This window comes from Streptomyces solicamelliae (assembly GCF_045348655.1).
GTDB lineage: Bacteria > Actinomycetota > Actinomycetes > Streptomycetales > Streptomycetaceae > Streptomyces > Streptomyces solicamelliae.
In genome coordinates this window covers 3100000-3115486 of the sequence record NZ_CP160404.1, presented here as the reverse complement: position 1 = coordinate 3115486, position 15487 = coordinate 3100000, and the positions used below count along the sequence as shown (strand labels likewise).

Sequence of the window (15487 nt, the reverse complement as noted above, 5' to 3'; positions counted from 1 at the left end):
TTTCATCACTGGCGGCTGACCGAGCGCGTCACGCCCGCGACGATCGTCGTCGCCAGGATCCAGCCCGTGATGATCAGCGCGTACGACAGCCACTGGTACCAGCCCACCGGCGCGAACGCCGACTCCTGGCCGAAGCTGACGACCGGCAGGAGCAGGTCGAGCGTGTAGAAGACGGGGTTGAAGTCGGGCGCCTCGCCCGCCTTCACCGGGCGGGGGTGGCGCAGGCCGTACGCGACCGCCCCCAGGGCCACCAGGGACAGCAACCACACCGCCGCGCGCAGCGGCCGGAAGCCGTAGCCCACGGTCGCGTCCTGGACGTACCCCCACAGTCGTCCGTACCAGGCGAGCGTCGCCCGCCGGCGGCGCTCCTTCGCGAGCTGGACCACCCGCGCCGCGTCGTCGTCGCCGACATGACGGTAGGACCCGATCAACTGCTCGTAGGAATGCGGTTCGTACGCGCCGCCGTCCCGTTCCAGCATCGGCAGCCGGCGCTCGGCGGGCTCGTGCGGGGCGAGGGCCGTGTACCGGAGATTGCCGAGGTGCACCTCCTCCGGGAGCATCTCCGGTTCGAGCGTCAGGATCTCTATCTGCGCGCGACGCAGATTCAGCGCGCCCTCGATACGGTCCCCACCGCGCACCCACAGCTCGCCGAAGACACAACTGCTCGCCCGCAGCGCCGTGTCGCCCGGGTTCGACAGCCGCGCGTGGAGCAGGTCCAGCCGGCCCGCGATACGCGAACCCCGCAGCTCGACCCGCCCCCGCGCCCGCACGCACCGCGCCCGGACGTGCCCGCCCACGGTGAGGTTCTGCGCGTCCAGCGCGAGACCGTTGGGCGCCTCGAACTCGGCGTCCTGCAGGTTGATCCGCCCCGCGACGGACGCGCCGGTGAGTCGTACCGTCCCCTGCGCGCGCATCTCCGGCGCCCAGACGTCCTGCCCGATCACCGCCTGGTTGAGCTGCAGCACCGGCTCGGAGTCGTCCACCGCCGTGAACTCCGCCCGGTCCATGACCAGCGCCGCGGACATCTGCGCACCGCCGAGCCGGACCGGCCCCCGCATCCGGCAGTCCGTCATCCGCAGGACCCCTTCCACCCGCAGACCCGCCGAGGTCAGGCCGGGCAGAGCCGAGCCGCTCAGGTCGAGTTCCTGCAGCCTGGCGGCGGAGAGGTCGGGAGCGCCGTCGAACCGGCAGTGACTCAGCCGGACCGCCGTGTCGACCGTCGCGTACCGCAGGTCCAGCACCCCGCTGATCCGCGCGCCGCTGAGCGCGAGGGCGGCGATCTCGCCCTCCTCCTGCGGCGCCTTGAGCAGCAGCGCCCGCAGCACACTCGCCCGTACGGTCCGCTCGGCGCCCCACGCGTCGGCGCCTGCCGGATCCTCGCCGACGGCGCGGAAGTCCACGGCCTCGCCCCGCGGGAACGCCCGCCATATCCGCTGTTCCGCCGGTGACAGTTCGTTGATCTCGCTCACCACGGGACTGTCACCCGCCGTGTACGAGCTGTCAACGAGCCCAGCGGATCAGCCCCGCTCCTGGGAAGCCGCTACCGCCGACGATCAGTGTCGTCACAGCGCTCAGCGTGTGATGTCCAGGACGCGGACCGCCTCGCCGATCCAGCGCTCCGGGGCCGCGGTGGCGATGATCGCACCACCCGGCCTTTCCACCGTCGGCTGCGCCGCGTACTGGCTGTGTGCCGCTGCCCATGTCTTCTGGCGCGCCAAAGCCAAGGCGCCGGGCAGGTCCAGGTCGAGGACGACGACCCCGGGCAGCGCAGCCAGGTGCTCCGCAGTGCCCGGGCGGGCTCGATCGGCCTCGACCAGGGCGCATGTAGGCGCGTACAGGAACCATCCGGATTCGGCGTGTGCCCGATGGATCAGTCGGGAGGCGAGAACGTTGCCCTGCCCGGCCGCCGCCATGGCGGTCTCGTCCAGGACGATGTGCACGGCGTCGTTCACCGTTGTGTCGCCTGCGCCAAGCGTCGGTCCAGCTCGTCGTCCAACTCTTGCTGCTCGTCGGGGGTCGGGGCATACCCATTCCAGGCGTTCAGCGTGGCCTTGGCCCGCTCGGCTTGCTCGGCCCGCTCGGCAGGAGTGAGGAGCGTGTCCGCCAAGCGGGACAGGTAGGCGCGCAGCGAGAGCCCCTCGGCTGCCGCTATGGCCGCCAGCCGGTCCTTGGCTTCCTCGGGGATACGGACGTTTGCATCGGACATGGCGTTGCTCCTTCCTGATCCCAGCATAACGGGTACGTACCCGTACCCGTACCCTTGCCCCTGCTGGCAAGGGAAGCGGCAGTCAGCCGGCGGACGGGAGCTCCCGGAGGAAGGCCGACCACGCGGCGGGGGAGACGGTGAGGGAGGGGACGGTGGTGTCCTTGGAGTCGCGAACGTGGACGGTGTGGGGGCAGACAGAGACTTCGACGCAGTCGCCGCCTTGGCCGCCGCTGTAGGAGGACTTCGTCCAGGAGACGGCGACCTCGACACAGTTGCCGCCCTGGTCGCTGCTGTAGCTGCTCTTGAACCAGTTGAGGTCGGTGCTCATAGGGCTCGTGCCACCTGTTCGATGAGTCGTACGGAGTCCTCCGGGGTGTGAGCCTGCGCCCGCAGCTCGCTGTAGCGGGCGAAGCACTCCCCGACCTCCGGCTGTTCGCTCAGAAAGTACCTGCCGCCCTGGCCTTCGACATAGACGAGTTGACTCTTCCGCTCCTCGGTCTCCAGCAGGACGAACGGGCCGCTGAGCCCAGCGTGGGTCCATCGGTCCTCCGGCATGACTTGGATCGCGATGTTGCGCAGCTCGGCGATCTCGCACATGTGGAGAAGGTTCTTCCGTAACACCTCAGGGCCGCCGAGAGGCTTCGTCAGTGCGGCTTTCTCCAGGACGAACGTCGTGAGTGGGGCGGGTTTCCGTTGGAGTACGTGCTGGCGCGCCAACCTGGCCGCGACTCCCGCCTCGATTTCGTCGTCCTCCAGCGGCGGAACGCCACAGTTGAACACCGCCCGTGCGTAGTCCATGGTCTGCAACAGGCCGGGGATGAGGTGGCTCTCGTACATGTGGATCCCTGCCGCCTTCTGCTCCTCCAGTACGTAGTCCTCGAACCACGCAGCCATCCCGCTCGCCGTCACCTCCTCCGCGACCTCCAGAAGTGCACCTTGTGCACCGAGGAACTCGTCCGCGATCGCGACGAAATTGCCCTTCGGGCGACGCTCCCCGCGCTCGATCATCGCCACCTGCGACTTGGAATAGCTCGTCTCGTCGCCCAGCGTCTGCTGCGAAACCTTCGCCCGCTCCCGATAGAACCGCAGCAGTCTCCCGAACGCCTTCGCGGCCCCCGGACTCCCGTTGTTCCCGACGTTCACAACCGACCTCCCCAAGTGCACAACCCCGCACAAACACCCTGTGGCGCTGGTCACAAAGTAGATCCGCTCGCCAAGCTGACGTCATGAACTTGCGCAACTCGCTTGACAGTGTGCCCTCATGGGTGCCCGCCACCGGGCATGCCCTGCGGCACGCGGGCGTCTACTTCGACGCCGTACGGGTTCCCGGGGTGATCGGGCAGGACGTGATGTACCGGCTGCTGTCGTTCACGGACTTCCCGGGCGGGCCGATCATCCGGGAGTGCACCCGGGAGCGGAGTCTGTACTTCCTGCTGCCGCCCGGCGGGTCCGCCGGACGGGTGTGGCCGGCGCCGGCGCGGGCACTGGGGCGGGACGGCAAGGGGTCCGCCTTCGTGGGGATTCCGGCGGTCGACGGGCTGACCTGGCCGCTGAAGTGGCAGTCCCTGCCGACCGACGAGCACCCCTTCGTGGACGGGGAGTTGCTGCACGAGAAGCTCGTCCGCGCGCTCCGCTGAGCGCTCAGGCCGACTCCGGTACCGCTTCCAGCTTCTGCGCGCCGATGCGGCGGATGTGGAGGTCGCCCCACTCCGCCAGGTACTGCAGGGCGGCGTTGAGCTCCGCGCCGTGGTCCGTCAGGGAGTACTCGACCTTCGGCGGGACGACCGCGTAGACCTCGCGGTGCACGAGGCCGTCGTCCTCCATCTCCCGGAGGTGCTGGATCAGCATCTTCTCGCTGACGCCGGGGACGCCGCGGCGGAGTTCGGCGAAGCGGCGGGTGCCGTGGACGTGGAGTTCCCAGAGGATGCTGGACTTCCACTTGCCCGAGACGGCGTCCACGGCCGCGTCGACGCCGCAGGCGTACGGGCCTTTGTTCATCGTCTTCTTCATCTGCCTGCTTACCTTTTGGTGAGTACCCCACTAATTAGTCCGTACTGGTCAACTCTACTGGGGCGTTTGAGGATTGGTTCGTCCTCACCGATACCGTTCCAAGGAGTTCTCATGGTGGACAAGGCTGAGAAGAACCGTCCTCGCGTCAGCGTCCTCGGGCTCGGATCCATGGGTTCCGTCCTGGCCCGGCACCTGATCGACGCCGGGTACGTGACGACCGTCTGGAACCGCACGCCCGGCCGCGCCGATCCCCTCCTCGCGTACGGCGCGACCGAGGCGGAGACCGCCGCGGAGGCGGTCGCCGCGAGTGACGTCGTCGTGGTGTGTCTCTTCGACCACGCCTCCGTCCACTCCGTGCTGGACCCGCTCGCCGGTGAGCTGGCCAGGCGGGCCGTGGTCAATGTGACGACGACCAAGCCGTCCGAGGCGCGGGAGCTGGGCGAGTGGGCGGGCCGGGCGCGGATCCCGTACCTCGACGGGGCGATCATGGCGGTGCCCGGCATGATCGGGCGGCCCGGTGCCACGGTCCTGTACTCCGGGTCGGAGGACGTGTTCACGGAGCACCGGGAGCTGCTCGATGTCTGGGCGGCCAACACGTACTACGGCGAGGACGCCGGGCGGGCGTCGTTGTACGACTTCGCCCTGCTGTCGTCGATGTTCGTGATGTTCGCGGGGTTCATGCAGGGTGCGGCCCTGCTCGCGCCGGCGGGGGTGAGCGCACGGGAGTTCGCGGGGCTGGCCGCACCCTGGCTGACCGCGATGACCGGGGAGCTCGACGGCTACGCGAAGGTCATCGACGGCGGGGACTACGGCGTTCCGGGGGAGATGAGCCTGGACTTCATGAACCTCGGGATCTACGTGGAGGCCGCAGCGGAGGAGGGCGTCGGGGCCGAGCCCATCGCCATGGTGCAGCGGCTGGTCCAGCGTCAGCTCGACGCGGGGCGGGGCGGGGAAGCGTTCGCCCGCATCTTCGAGAGCGTCCGGGAGAGGTCTGCCTGAAGGCGGGGCTCGTCAGAACGCGAAGACCTGCCGCTTCTCCATCGTCGAGCGCAGCTCGCACGCGTTGCCGTACGTCGCCGTCCAGCTGATGCGCTTGCCCTGCCAGACGCCGTCGCCGGTGAGGATCACCGGGTCGTACTGGCGGGTGCAGGCGCGCGTCGGGTACTCCGCGGCGAGTTCGCCGAACCGGCCGTTCACGGCGCTCAGTTCGGCGCAGGCGGCTTCGGGGGCCGGGTGGCTGCCGCCGGGGGTGGGGGCGCAGGTCAGGGTGACGGCGCGGACGACGGTGGCGGTGCCGGCGGTCTCGCCGGTGCCCATGGTGAGCACGAGGGCGGAGGGCGGGTACAGGCCGGTGGTCGCGGCGTCGGCGATGCCGGTGGCGGCGGTGCCGACGAGGGTGAGGCCGGTACAGGCGGCGAGAGCGGTGAGTCGGAAGCTGCTGACGTGACGCACGGGGGTGTCCCTTCGGATGTCAGTGCGAGTGCAGGATGACTGCGGAGGGGAGTCTGGTCGACGCCCTGTGTGATCGCACGTTCGCGCGCTCCCACCCACCGCTTTCCGGCCGCCAGGCCCCACAACCCCCCGACCGACTGGTCGTACGGGCCCTCGGAACCTTTGGGGGCGCCAGTGGTTCAACCTGAAACGGCAGCCTGACCTGCACGGATCCGAAATTGGTTGAGGGGCGGAGGAGTTGAATCCGTATGGGGTCGTCTTGAAAAGACCCGCCCGGCGCCTCGGCGGGCAGCCTCTGACCCCCTGGCCCTTGCTCCTCGCCCCTGCCCCGCGCCTTTGCCCTAGCCCTTGCTCACCGCCGTCAGGATCTCCGGCAGGCGGTGCGCGGTGCGGGGGGCCGCGACCTTCAGGCCCGCCCAGGCGATCAGGGCGCCGTAGGCCGTTCCGGCCGGGAGGACGAGCCAGAGCTGCTCGCGGTGGTCGGTGAGGTGGAGGGTGATCGTCGCGGCGACGACCGGGGCGGACAGGAGGGCCGCGGCGACCATGCCGCCGAGGATCGAGATCCACGCCAGCCCGCCCTGGCCCGGGGCCACGTTCTTGTACGCGCTGTCCTGCGGGATCGAGTACGGGAAGTTCGCCGAGGCCACCGCGCCCGTCGCCACCATCGCGCCGAGCAGCGCGAACGCCAGGCCCAGCGCGTCCGGCAGGGCCGCCCAGTCGCCGAGCGCGGCGGCCGTGGCGACGGTGACGAGGGCGGTGTACGGGAGGGTGATCACGAGCAGGGCCAGGGCCCGCGCCCGCAGCTCCGCGTAGGCGTCCTCGGTCGTGGCGATCGTCTGCGCCACCATCCAGAACGCGGAGGTGTCCTGTCCGAACTGGTTGTACATCTGGATGCCGAGCATCCCCGACGCGAAGCACGCGAAGTAGATCGAGCCGGTCCCCTGCAGGGCGTTGAAGAGGGGGACGATCGCGCCGATCGCCAGCGACGTCACCCACGCCGCCTTCGTCTTCGGGTCCCGCCACACGTACCGCAGGCTCCGCTGCATCACCGCGCCCGTACGGCCCTCCCAGCCGCCCGTCGCGGTCGTGCCCCGCACGCCGGCCGCCTCGATCGTCGAGCCGTCCGGCGCGGTCATCAGGCGCACCAGGCTCCGCCGCCACCACAGCAGCAGCGCCCACAGCGCCGCGCCCGCGAGCAGCAGCCCGGCGGCCGCCCTCCCGTACGCGCCCTCGCTCGCCGCGTCGACGGCGGCGAGCGCCGACGCGGGAGGCAGCCAGCCGACCACCTCCGCCGCCGGGTCCAGCACCCCGAGCCCACCCGCGCGGCCGAGGCGCTGCGCGCCGAAGTTGACCGCCTGGATGCCCACCGCGATCAACAGGCCGCTCAGCACGGCCAGGTCCCGCCCCCTGCGCGAGTTCAGCAGCCGGATGTTCGCCGCCGCGACGGCCCGCGACAGTGCCACGCAGCCCAGGACGACGAGCGGCACCGCGACCACCGCCGCGGCCACGCCCGCCGCCCCGTGCGCGAGGGCCAGCGCGCCGCCCACCGCCAGGCACAGCGTGAACAGCGGACCGATCCCCACCAGCGAGGCCACCGACAACGCCCGCACCAGCGGGCGTGGCCGCAGCGGCAGCATCACGAGCCGCGACGGGTCCAGGGTCTCGTCGCCGCTCGGCACGAACAGCGGCATCACCGCCCAGCCGAGCGCCAGCACGCCGATCAGCAGCACCGCCAGGGTGTCCACGTCCGCGGTGCCGCGCAGCAGGACGAAGGCGAACACCAGCGCCGCCGCGGCCAGCAGGGCGCCGGCCAGGGAGAGGACGAAGACCACCGCCCGGCCCGTCGACTGCCGCAGACCGTTGCGCAGCAGCGCCCACTTGAGGCGGACGAAGACGGGCGTGAGGCCGGATGCCTGCCCGGATGCAGGCGCGGACGACGGCCCGGATGCCGGCCCTTCGGAGACCGCCGCGCTCATCGGCCGCCCGCCCCCGCCCCGCCGCCCAGCCAGTCCAGGGTGTCCCCGGCGGCGTCCCGGCCGTTCGCGCCGACCAGTTCCAGGAACGCGGCCTGCAGGGACGGCGCGTCGCCGCGTACGTCCTTCAGGGGGCCGTGGGCGCGGATCTGGCCGGCGGCCATCACCGCGACCCAGTCGCAGAGCGACTCGACGAGTTCCATCACGTGGCTGGAGAAGACGACGGTCGCGCCCGAGCCGGTGTAGCGCTCCAGGACGCCGCGGATGGTCTGCGCGGAGACGGGGTCGACGCCCTCGAAGGGCTCGTCCAGGAACAGGACCTCGGGGTTGTGCAGCAGCGCCGCCGCCAGGCCGATCTTCTTGCGCATCCCGGTCGAGTAGTCGACGACCAGTCGGTGCTGGGCGCCCGCGAGGTCGAGCACGTCGAGGAGCTGGGCGGCGCGCCGGTCGACCTCGGCGCCGGGCAGCCCCCGCAGCCGCCCGGTGTAGGCGAGGAGTTCGCGGCCGGAGAGCCGCTCGAAGAGCCGCAGGCCCTCCGGCAGGACGCCGATCCGGGCCTTCACCGCGGCCGGGTCCCGCCACACGTCGTGCCCGGCCACCTCGACGCGGCCGTGGTCGGGGCGGAGCAGGCCGGTGATCATGGACAGGGTGGTGGTCTTGCCGGCCCCGTTGGGTCCGACGAGGCCGATGAAGCGGCCGGAGGGGAGGACGAGGTCGACGCCGGCCACGGCGATCTGCGGCCCGAACCGTTTCCACAGCCCCTCGACGCGGACGGCGGGCGGGGGCGCCCCGTCGGTGACCCCGCCCGCCCGTTCCTGCGCGTGCCGCCCTGCGGTCCCGTCGGACATGGCGCCCGCCCTTCCGGTCGTCCCCGTCGTCGCTAGGGAGCCACCTTAGGGCGGGCGCCGCCCCCGTACTCAGGACCGGCGGGCGCGCGCCGCCGCGGCCTCGCGTCCGCAGGCGTACGCGACGGGGCTGATGAGCTCCTCCACGTCCGGCAGCCAGCGGTTGGAGTGGGTGGGGCGGCGGGCCCACTGGACCGCCCCCTGCCCGCCGACACGGGTGGGCGGGGCGGCCACGTAGTGGCCCTCGCCGCGGGCGATCAGGTCGAGGGAGCTCGGGACCCAGCCGAGCTTGCGGATGAGGTCCGGGGCCTTGGCGGCCGCGCCGGGCAGCACGAAGAACATCATGCGGCGGTCGGGGGTGCAGGTCACCGGCCCGAGGGTGAGGTCCATCCGTTCCATGCGGGCCAGGGCGAGGAAGCCGGCCGACTCGGGCACGTCGAGCACGTCGAAGGTGCGGCCGGTCGGCAGCAGGATCGAGGCCCGGGGCTGCTTGCCCCAGATCCGGCGGGCCGCGACGGCGCTGCCGGTGGCCTGGGTCGCCCAGTCCGGTCTGGCGGCGTGCGCGCCGGGCATGGGGCAGCCGGCGTCGCCGCAGGAGCAGCGCTCGGCGCCCTCCACCGGCTCCAGCCAGGTGCCGGCGAACACGTCCCAGTGCCGTTCTTCCGCATACCGCACGGCGCTGTCCAGCAGCTGTTCGCCGCGCTGCTTGGGGATCTGTGCGGCTTCCGTGACTCCGATGGTCTCTTCCACGCACCACTCAACTCCCGCCGTCACCTGGGGTTACGGGCGTCACGGAGAGCCGTTCGGCGCATCGATCCTGCACGCGGGGCGCATGGATGCACGGGCGGGGGCGCGCGTGCGGGCGGGGAGCGGCGGACGGGTAGCCAGAGTCGGGGGGCGTCGACAGAAGCGCGGTGGGTGCCGTGGTCGATGCGTCCGGTTTCGCGTGTTCACATCGGCATTGACCGGATATTCGCCGGGCAGTGATCACTCGGTTCGATCACGTCCGGCCTCAGGGGGTTCAACATGGCAGCCAGGCCTCTCGTCGCCCGTCAGCCCAACGAACGGCTGCAGGCGCTCATCCAGGAAGCCGGGTGCTCCAACGCCGGCCTCGCCCGTCGGGTCAACATGGTCGGCGCGGAGCGCGGCCTCGACCTGCGGTACGACAAGACGTCCGTGGCGCGGTGGCTGCGCGGCCAGCAGCCGCGCGGCCGGGCGCCCGGGATCATCGCCGAGGCGCTGGGGCGCAAACTCGGCCGCACGGTCACGATCGACGAGATCGGGATGGCCAACGGCAAGAACCTGGCGTCGGGAGTGGGCCTGCAGTTCTCGCCGACCGTCACCGGGGCGATCGAGCAGGTCTGCGAGCTGTGGCGGAGCGACGTGGGCCGGCGGGACTTCCTGTCCGGCTCGGTGGTCGCCGCCTCGGCGCTGGTCGAGCCGAGCCGCGACTGGCTGATCACCGGCGCGGACGGGCAGGTGGCGCGGTCCGCCGGGGCGCGGGTCGGGGCCTCGGACGTGGCGGCGGTGCGGGAGATGACGCACGCGCTGGTCGATCTGGACCACCGCTTCGGCAGCGGGCACGTGCGGCCGGTGGTGGTGCACTACCTGAACAGCGTGGTCGCGGGGATGCTGTCGGGGGCGTACCGGGAGTCGGTGGGGCGGGAGTTGTTCGCCGCGGTGGCCCGACTGACCGAGCTGGCCGGGTACATGGCCGTGGACACCGGGCAGCCGGGGCTCGCGCAGCGGTACTACATCCAGGCGCTGCGGCTCGCGCAGGCCGCGGGGGACCGGGCGTACGGGGGCTACGTGCTCGCCGCCTCGATGAGCCATCTCGCCGCGCAGCTCGGAAACCCGCGGGAGATCGCGCAGTTGGCGCGGGCCGCGCAGGAGGGGGCGCGGGGCCGGGTCACGCCGCGGGCCGAGGCGATGTTCCTGGCGGCGGAGGCGCGGGGGCACGCGCTGCTCGGCGACGGGCACACGTTCGACGCGGTCGCGGGCCGGGCGGTACGGGCCCTGGAGCAGGCCGATCCGGAGTCCGGCGACGACCCGGCGTGGATCGCGCACTTCGACCAGGCGTACCTCGCCGACGAACTGGCCCACGGACACCGGGACCTGGGGCGCGCCGAGGAGGCGGCGCGGGCCGCGCAGGAGGCGCTGGGCGGGCTGCCGGAGACCCGGGCGCGGCGACGGGCGATCGGCCTGGTGCTGCTGGCCTCCGCGCAGGTGCAGCGACGCGAGGTCGAGGAGGCGTGCCACACCGGCACCCGCGCCCTCGAACTCCTCGGCACACTGCGGTCGTCGCGGGGCGCGGAGTACCTGGAGGACCTGCAGCAACGCCTGGAGCCGTACGCGGCTGAGCCCGCGGTACGGGAGTTCGGGGCGCGGCTGGAGATCCAGGCGGCGTAGGCGCTCCGCTGGGTGGTCGTGCCGTGTCCGCAGGTCCGTTGTGGCTGGTCGGGCCCGCGCGGCGGAGCCGCAAATGGCACAGCCCCGCGCCCCTGTACGGAGCTTGGCGTGACCGAAGACACACACGTGTGCGCGTCGCTGGATGCACCCGGTAGCGTGAACCGACGCTTCCGTAAGTGGATCAAGGTAGATCGGTAGGAGTCCCGGTGACGCAGAGCGGACAGGGTCCGGACCCGCAGCTTCCCGCGGTACGGCCCACGCACGAGGGTGTCGTGCTGCCCGCGGAGGGCGGTGTGCCGGGCGAGCCCGTCGGCGGCCCGGCCGGAGGGCAGCCGTGGGGCGGCGCCTGGGGCCCGGGCGCCGGGCAGCAGCCCGCGGCGCCGCCGGTCTCCCAGCCGCTGCCGCCGGAGACGCTCCCCGGCGGCGCCGCGGACATGCAGGCGACCCAGTACATCGCCCCGATCCCCGCGACCGGCCAGGGCGGACAGCCGGGTGGGTACGGGACGCCTCCGCAGGGCGGGCACGGGCAGCCGGGCGCCCAGGACGGATACGGCTTCCCGGGCCCGGCGGCCGCCGGACCGGCCGCTCCCGCCGCCCCCGCTCCGCAGGCCGGCTACGGCTTCCCCGGGCCGGCCGCGGCCGGGCCCGCGACGCCCGCTCCGCAGGCCGGCTACGGCTTCCCGGGGCCCGCCGCCCAGGCCGGCTACGGCTACCCCGGCCCCGCCGCCGCGCCGGGCGGTGCGGCGGACCTGCAGGCCACCCAGCACATACCCCCGGTCGCCGCGCAGGGCGCCTCGGACGACACGCGGTTCCTCGGCACCGGCCCGCTGCCGCCGCAGGGCGGCAACGCCGGCGGCGGGGACGCCGAGGCGACGCAGTACCTGCCACCCGTGCCCGCGCAGCCGCAGGGCGAGCGCACCCAGCCGCCCGCCGAGTTCGACAACCTGTTCCGCAGCGAAGGCACGCAGCAGATGCCGCGTCAGCCGCAGTTCCAGCAGCAGCAGTTCAACGCGCCGCCGCCGTCGTTCCAGCAGCAGGCCCCGCAGCCCTCGTACGGGCACCGGCAGGACGACGACTACGGCTACGACCCCGAGCCGCGCCGCAAGGTCCCCGGCGCGCTGATCGCCGCCGTCGTGGTCGGCTGCGTGGTCCTCGGTCTCGGTGTGGGCGCGCTGCTCGGCGGCGGGGACGACAAGGGCGACGACACCGGAAAGAACGTCGCCGCCACCTCCGCCGCCCCGTCCACGGGGCCCTCCGAGCCCGCCCAGAGCGACGACCCGGCCGAACCGCAGGCGAAGGCGCTCGACAAGCTGCTTGCGGACAGCAACGACAGCCGCGACGCGGTGATCCGATCCGTCGGCAACATCCGCCAGTGCAAGAACCTCGACCAGGCCGCCAGTGACCTGCGCGGCGCGGCCCAGCAGCGCCGCGGCCTGATCACCCGGCTGAACGCGCTCACCGTCGACAAGCTGCCGCAGCACACCGAGCTGACCGCCGCGCTCACCAAGGCCTGGCAGGCGTCGGCCTCGGCGGACGACCACTACGCGGCCTGGGCGGACCAGATGAAGGGCCGGAAGGCCTGCAAGGGCGGCAAGGCCCGGGACACCGGCCAGAGCGCCGAGGCCACCAGGAAGAGCGGCGAGGCGACCACCGCCAAGCGCGAGGCGGCCGGGCTGTGGAACCCGACCGCCGACAAGTACGGGCTGACCAAGCGCCAGCCGCACCAGCTGTAGTCCCGCGCGGGGCCGCGCGGCGTCCTACGGGGCGCTGCGCACGGTCTCGCCGACGTCGACGAAGCCGGGCTTCTGGGCCACCAGGCGGCCCTGGCGGACGACCTGGAAGGTCACCTCGGAGTTGACGATCCGCGGGAAGTCGGTGGCGCCGAGCATGTCCTCGTAGCGCCAGCGCAGCGGCGGGGTGAGACCGCCGGTGTCGATCTCCGCGCCCTGGTCGAGGGCGCGGGCGATCCGCAGCGGGGTGATCTCGTCCTTGTCGAGGTTCTCGACGACCTTCTTCAGGACCGTGTACGCGATCCAGGTCGTCTGGACGCCCGCGTCGGCCGGGTCGATGCGGTTGTCCTCGAAGGCGTGCTCCTTGATGACCTTGAGCATCGGCGACCAGGCCGGGTCGCTCGCGTCGGGGTACCAGCCGGTGACGTACGCGCCCTCGAAGGGGCTGCGCGAGCCGCCGGTGCGGTCGACCAGCGGCTGGCCCACGCTGCCGAGCACGGAGGAGATCCGCACCTCGTCGTCGTCGGACTCGGGCAGCCGGCGGAAGGAGTCGAAGAAGGTCTGGGTGCGCTCGCCGAGCACGGCGGTGACGCAGCCCTTCTTGCGGCCGGCCTTCCTGCGGGCCTCGGTGGCCTTCTCGGTGTACTCGCCGGCGTCCTCGACGGCCGGGATGTCGGCCGCGGTGCGGTGGCTGGAGCGCTGCAGGCCGGAGTTGAGCAGCGTCGGCAGCTTGTCGCCGGCGACGGTGTCCGGGCGGACGAGGGAGACGCGGCTGCAGGACTCGCCGAGCTGCATGCCGTGGCCGGCGATGAGCGCGGCCTGGCCGCCGTTGACGGGGTAGGAGAGGTGGCTGGAGAACTCGGCCTCGGACAGGCCGTAGCCGCCGATGTACGGGATGCCGGCGGCCTCCAGCGGGGCCATGAAGGAGCGGCCGTGCTGGCTGTACGAGCCGACGACGGCGTCGACGCCCTCGCGGACCGCGCGCCGGGCGCAGGCGGAGGCGCCGGAGGAGGAGTTCTCCTCGTTGCAGCTGAGGACGCGTACCTCGTGGCCGTCGATGCCGCCGCCGGCGTTGATCCAGCGGCCCCAGGCCTGGGCCATGGCGGGCATTCCGGGCATGTTGGTGGCGCGGGTGTTGTCGGGAGCCCAGGTCATCACCGTGATGGGCTCCCTGGAGCCCCCCGAGACTCCAGGGATCATGCCGCACCCGGTGAGCAGCGACGCGCCGGCCGCCGCGGCCGTCGCGCATGCGAGGAGTGAGGTCATTCGCCTACCGGTCATGGCCATGCACAATTCCGCCTCACGGGTAACGCTGGAGTGTGCGGGATCCAACGCTCGGTGACATCGAGGTGAATTGCGGGGGCCACGGTGAGACAGGGAGGGGCTTCGTCCGCTTGATCGACTGGGGAACGTACGATCGAACGGTGTCCAGTCCTGTTTCCGGTTCGGTGAACTCTTCCCGTCGCGGCCGTCGCTCCTCCACCATGGGCGGCATGCCGCTCAACGACATGCCGTGGTGGCGCTGGCGCAGCAATGTGCGTTCGGCGCTGCACATGCTCTCCGATCCCGTCTTCCACCAGGAGGCCTGGCTGGCCGGCCTCGAGGGGTACGGCGACGTCACCGACGCCGTCTACCGCCTGGTCGAGGACACCTGGCTGGACAACTGGTCCGCCGAGAAGTACGTCGGGACGATCTTCCGCGACTCCGGCGAGGCCGCGCTGGTCGACGTCGCCGTGCTCCGCGTGCTGCGGATCATGCACCAGGTCGGGGCGGACGCCCCGGTCTCCGCGTTCCTGGAGCACCACGGGTGGCCGGAGGCGGTGCGGGCCGCCCGCGAGGCGCACGTGCGGATGGCGACGGCGGACGGGGAGGACCCGGACGCGCCGCCGCGCTCGCTGGACGTGCTGCGGATCATGACGGGCGCGGCGTAGGGGTCTGCCGGGGATTGCCGGACGGTCCGCCTGACGGACGCGGTCCGGCGGGGTGCCGCGACTGTGGCAGCCTATGAGGATGACTGACCAGTACGTCCTCACGCTCTCCTGCCCGGACAAAAAGGGCATCGTGCACGCCGTGTCGAGCTACCTGTTCATCACCGGATGCAACATCGAGGACAGTCAGCAGTTCGGAGACCGTGACACGGGTCTCTTCTTCATGCGCGTCCACTTCTCCGCCGAGGCGCCGGTCACCGTGGAGAAGCTGCGGGCCAGCTTCGCGGCGGTGGGCGACTCGTACGCCATGGACTGGCAGATCCACCTGGCCGAGGAGCGCATGCGGGTCGTGCTCATGGTGTCGAAGTTCGGCCACTGCCTGAACGACCTGCTCTTCCGCTCCTCGATCGGCGCGCTGCCGGTGGAGATCGTCGCCGTGGTGTCCAACCACACGGACTTCGCCGAGCTGGTGGCCTCGTACGACATCCCGTTCCGGCACATCCCGGTGACGAAGGACAACAAGGCGCAGGCCGAGGCCGAGTTCCTCGAGCTGGTCCGCGAGGAGAACGTCGAGCTGGTGGTGCTCGCCCGCTACATGCAGGTGCTCTCCGACGACCTGTGCAAGCAGCTGGCGGGCCGGATCATCAACATCCACCACTCGTTCCTGCCGAGTTTCAAGGGCGCGAAGCCGTACCACCAGGCGCACGCACGCGGCGTCAAGCTCATCGGCGCCACCGCGCACTACGTGACCGCGGACCTCGACGAGGGGCCGATCATCGAGCAGGAGGTCGAGCGCGTGGGCCACGAGGTCACCCCCGACCAGCTCGTGGCGGTCGGACGCGACGTGGAGTGCCAGGCGCTGGCCCGCGCGGTGAAGTGGCACGCCGAGCGGCGGATCCTGCTGAACGGCCGCCGCACGGTGGTCTTCGCGTAG

Annotated in this window: 17 protein-coding genes; 6 read left to right on the top strand and 11 right to left on the bottom strand. The window is 72.1% G+C overall.

What is annotated here, in order from left to right; all coding sequences use genetic code 11:
• Window positions 1-5: 5 nt before the first annotated feature.
• The 5 genes from ABZO31_RS14270 to ABZO31_RS14250 all read right to left on the bottom strand — a co-directional run bounded on the left by ABZO31_RS14270 (window position 6) and on the right by ABZO31_RS14250 (window position 3349).
• Entirely contained in the window at window positions 6-1469 is a 1464-nt protein-coding gene (locus ABZO31_RS14270; protein WP_406861559.1) for a membrane-associated oxidoreductase, read from the bottom strand.
• Between the two features lie 102 nt (window positions 1470-1571).
• Window positions 1572-1952, bottom strand: coding sequence for a hypothetical protein (locus tag ABZO31_RS14265; protein ID WP_406861558.1), 381 nt, complete (start codon window positions 1950-1952; stop codon window positions 1572-1574).
• The gene (locus ABZO31_RS14260) at window positions 1949-2206 is read right to left on the bottom strand and encodes a hypothetical protein (RefSeq protein WP_406861557.1); all 258 of its coding nucleotides are present in this window, start codon (window positions 2204-2206) and stop codon (window positions 1949-1951) included. The genes ABZO31_RS14265 and ABZO31_RS14260 overlap by 4 nt, the downstream gene beginning before the upstream one ends.
• A gap of 82 nt (window positions 2207-2288) precedes the next feature.
• The gene (locus tag ABZO31_RS14255; RefSeq protein ID WP_406861556.1) at window positions 2289-2534 is read right to left on the bottom strand and encodes a DUF397 domain-containing protein; all 246 of its coding nucleotides are present in this window, start codon (window positions 2532-2534) and stop codon (window positions 2289-2291) included.
• Entirely contained in the window at window positions 2531-3349 is an 819-nt protein-coding gene (locus tag ABZO31_RS14250) for a helix-turn-helix domain-containing protein (RefSeq protein ID WP_406861555.1), read from the bottom strand. The genes ABZO31_RS14255 and ABZO31_RS14250 overlap by 4 nt, the downstream gene beginning before the upstream one ends.
• Window positions 3350-3432: 83 nt before the next feature.
• On the opposite strand from ABZO31_RS14250, the gene ABZO31_RS14245 reads away from it, so the two are divergent.
• Window positions 3433-3843 carry a hypothetical protein gene (locus tag ABZO31_RS14245; protein ID WP_406861554.1) on the top strand — a complete coding sequence of 137 codons (411 nt, stop codon included), beginning with the start codon at window positions 3433-3435 and terminating at the stop codon, window positions 3841-3843.
• Window positions 3844-3847: 4 nt separating this feature from the next.
• Here ABZO31_RS14245 and ABZO31_RS14240 read toward each other — a convergent pair whose 3' ends face one another.
• A complete protein-coding gene (locus ABZO31_RS14240; protein ID WP_406861553.1) occupies window positions 3848-4216 on the bottom strand; it encodes a winged helix-turn-helix transcriptional regulator in 369 nt (122 codons plus the stop codon).
• Between the two features lie 111 nt (window positions 4217-4327).
• Here ABZO31_RS14240 and ABZO31_RS14235 point away from each other — a divergent pair, with 111 nt between their 5' ends.
• Complete coding sequence (locus ABZO31_RS14235) at window positions 4328-5215, top strand: NAD(P)-dependent oxidoreductase (RefSeq protein WP_406861551.1); 888 nt, start codon at window positions 4328-4330, stop codon at window positions 5213-5215.
• Window positions 5216-5227: 12 nt separating this feature from the next.
• Here ABZO31_RS14235 and ABZO31_RS14230 read toward each other — a convergent pair whose 3' ends face one another.
• The 4 genes from ABZO31_RS14230 to ABZO31_RS14215 all read right to left on the bottom strand — a co-directional run bounded on the left by ABZO31_RS14230 (window position 5228) and on the right by ABZO31_RS14215 (window position 9236).
• Window positions 5228-5668 carry a subtilase-type protease inhibitor gene (locus ABZO31_RS14230; protein ID WP_406861550.1) on the bottom strand — a complete coding sequence of 147 codons (441 nt, stop codon included), beginning with the start codon at window positions 5666-5668 and terminating at the stop codon, window positions 5228-5230.
• A gap of 341 nt (window positions 5669-6009) precedes the next feature.
• Window positions 6010-7644, bottom strand: coding sequence for a transporter (locus ABZO31_RS14225; protein ID WP_406861549.1), 1635 nt, complete (start codon window positions 7642-7644; stop codon window positions 6010-6012).
• On the bottom strand, window positions 7641-8489 hold the full coding sequence (locus tag ABZO31_RS14220; protein ID WP_406861548.1) for an ABC transporter ATP-binding protein: 849 nt from the start codon (window positions 8487-8489) through the stop codon (window positions 7641-7643). The genes ABZO31_RS14225 and ABZO31_RS14220 overlap by 4 nt, the downstream gene beginning before the upstream one ends.
• 69 nt (window positions 8490-8558) lie before the next feature.
• Entirely contained in the window at window positions 8559-9236 is a 678-nt protein-coding gene (locus tag ABZO31_RS14215) for a bifunctional DNA primase/polymerase (protein ID WP_406861547.1), read from the bottom strand.
• Between the two features lie 276 nt (window positions 9237-9512).
• Between ABZO31_RS14215 and ABZO31_RS14210 the strand changes: the two genes are divergently transcribed.
• Window positions 9513-10895, top strand: coding sequence for a transcriptional regulator (locus ABZO31_RS14210; RefSeq protein WP_406861546.1), 1383 nt, complete (start codon window positions 9513-9515; stop codon window positions 10893-10895).
• A 206-nt stretch (window positions 10896-11101) separates the two neighbouring features.
• On the top strand, window positions 11102-12628 hold the full coding sequence (locus tag ABZO31_RS14205; RefSeq protein ID WP_406861545.1) for a hypothetical protein: 1527 nt from the start codon (window positions 11102-11104) through the stop codon (window positions 12626-12628).
• A 24-nt stretch (window positions 12629-12652) separates the two neighbouring features.
• On the opposite strand, the gene ABZO31_RS14200 is transcribed toward ABZO31_RS14205, so the two are convergent.
• Window positions 12653-13906 (bottom strand): ABC transporter substrate-binding protein, encoded by a 1254-nt coding sequence (locus ABZO31_RS14200; RefSeq protein WP_406861544.1) that lies wholly within the window; start codon window positions 13904-13906, stop codon window positions 12653-12655.
• 203 nt (window positions 13907-14109) lie between these two features.
• Here ABZO31_RS14200 and ABZO31_RS14195 point away from each other — a divergent pair, with 203 nt between their 5' ends.
• Together ABZO31_RS14195 and purU are read left to right on the top strand one after the other, a co-directional pair.
• On the top strand, window positions 14110-14556 hold the full coding sequence (locus ABZO31_RS14195; protein WP_406865355.1) for an SCO4402 family protein: 447 nt from the start codon (window positions 14110-14112) through the stop codon (window positions 14554-14556).
• A gap of 79 nt (window positions 14557-14635) precedes the next feature.
• On the top strand, window positions 14636-15487 hold the full coding sequence (gene purU, locus ABZO31_RS14190; RefSeq protein WP_406861543.1) for a formyltetrahydrofolate deformylase: 852 nt from the start codon (window positions 14636-14638) through the stop codon (window positions 15485-15487).

What these genes read in the sequence shown, in the direction of transcription:
- ABZO31_RS14260 (WP_406861557.1), bottom strand. Translation starts at nt 2,206, where the DNA reads ATGTCCGATGCAAACGTCCGTATCCCCGAGGAAGCCAAGGACCGGCTG.
- ABZO31_RS14255 (WP_406861556.1), bottom strand. Translation starts at nt 2,534, where the DNA reads ATGAGCACCGACCTCAACTGGTTCAAGAGCAGCTACAGCAGCGACCAG.
- ABZO31_RS14245 (WP_406861554.1), top strand. Translation starts at nt 3,433, where the DNA reads ATGAACTTGCGCAACTCGCTTGACAGTGTGCCCTCATGGGTGCCCGCC.
- ABZO31_RS14240 (WP_406861553.1), bottom strand. Translation starts at nt 4,216, where the DNA reads ATGAAGAAGACGATGAACAAAGGCCCGTACGCCTGCGGCGTCGACGCG.
- ABZO31_RS14235 (WP_406861551.1), top strand. Translation starts at nt 4,328, where the DNA reads ATGGTGGACAAGGCTGAGAAGAACCGTCCTCGCGTCAGCGTCCTCGGG.
- ABZO31_RS14225 (WP_406861549.1), bottom strand. Translation starts at nt 7,644, where the DNA reads ATGAGCGCGGCGGTCTCCGAAGGGCCGGCATCCGGGCCGTCGTCCGCG.
- ABZO31_RS14220 (WP_406861548.1), bottom strand. Translation starts at nt 8,489, where the DNA reads ATGTCCGACGGGACCGCAGGGCGGCACGCGCAGGAACGGGCGGGCGGG.
- ABZO31_RS14210 (WP_406861546.1), top strand. Translation starts at nt 9,513, where the DNA reads ATGGCAGCCAGGCCTCTCGTCGCCCGTCAGCCCAACGAACGGCTGCAG.
- ABZO31_RS14200 (WP_406861544.1), bottom strand. Translation starts at nt 13,906, where the DNA reads ATGACCGGTAGGCGAATGACCTCACTCCTCGCATGCGCGACGGCCGCG.
- ABZO31_RS14195 (WP_406865355.1), top strand. Translation starts at nt 14,110, where the DNA reads ATGGGCGGCATGCCGCTCAACGACATGCCGTGGTGGCGCTGGCGCAGC.
- purU (WP_406861543.1), top strand. Translation starts at nt 14,636, where the DNA reads ATGACTGACCAGTACGTCCTCACGCTCTCCTGCCCGGACAAAAAGGGC.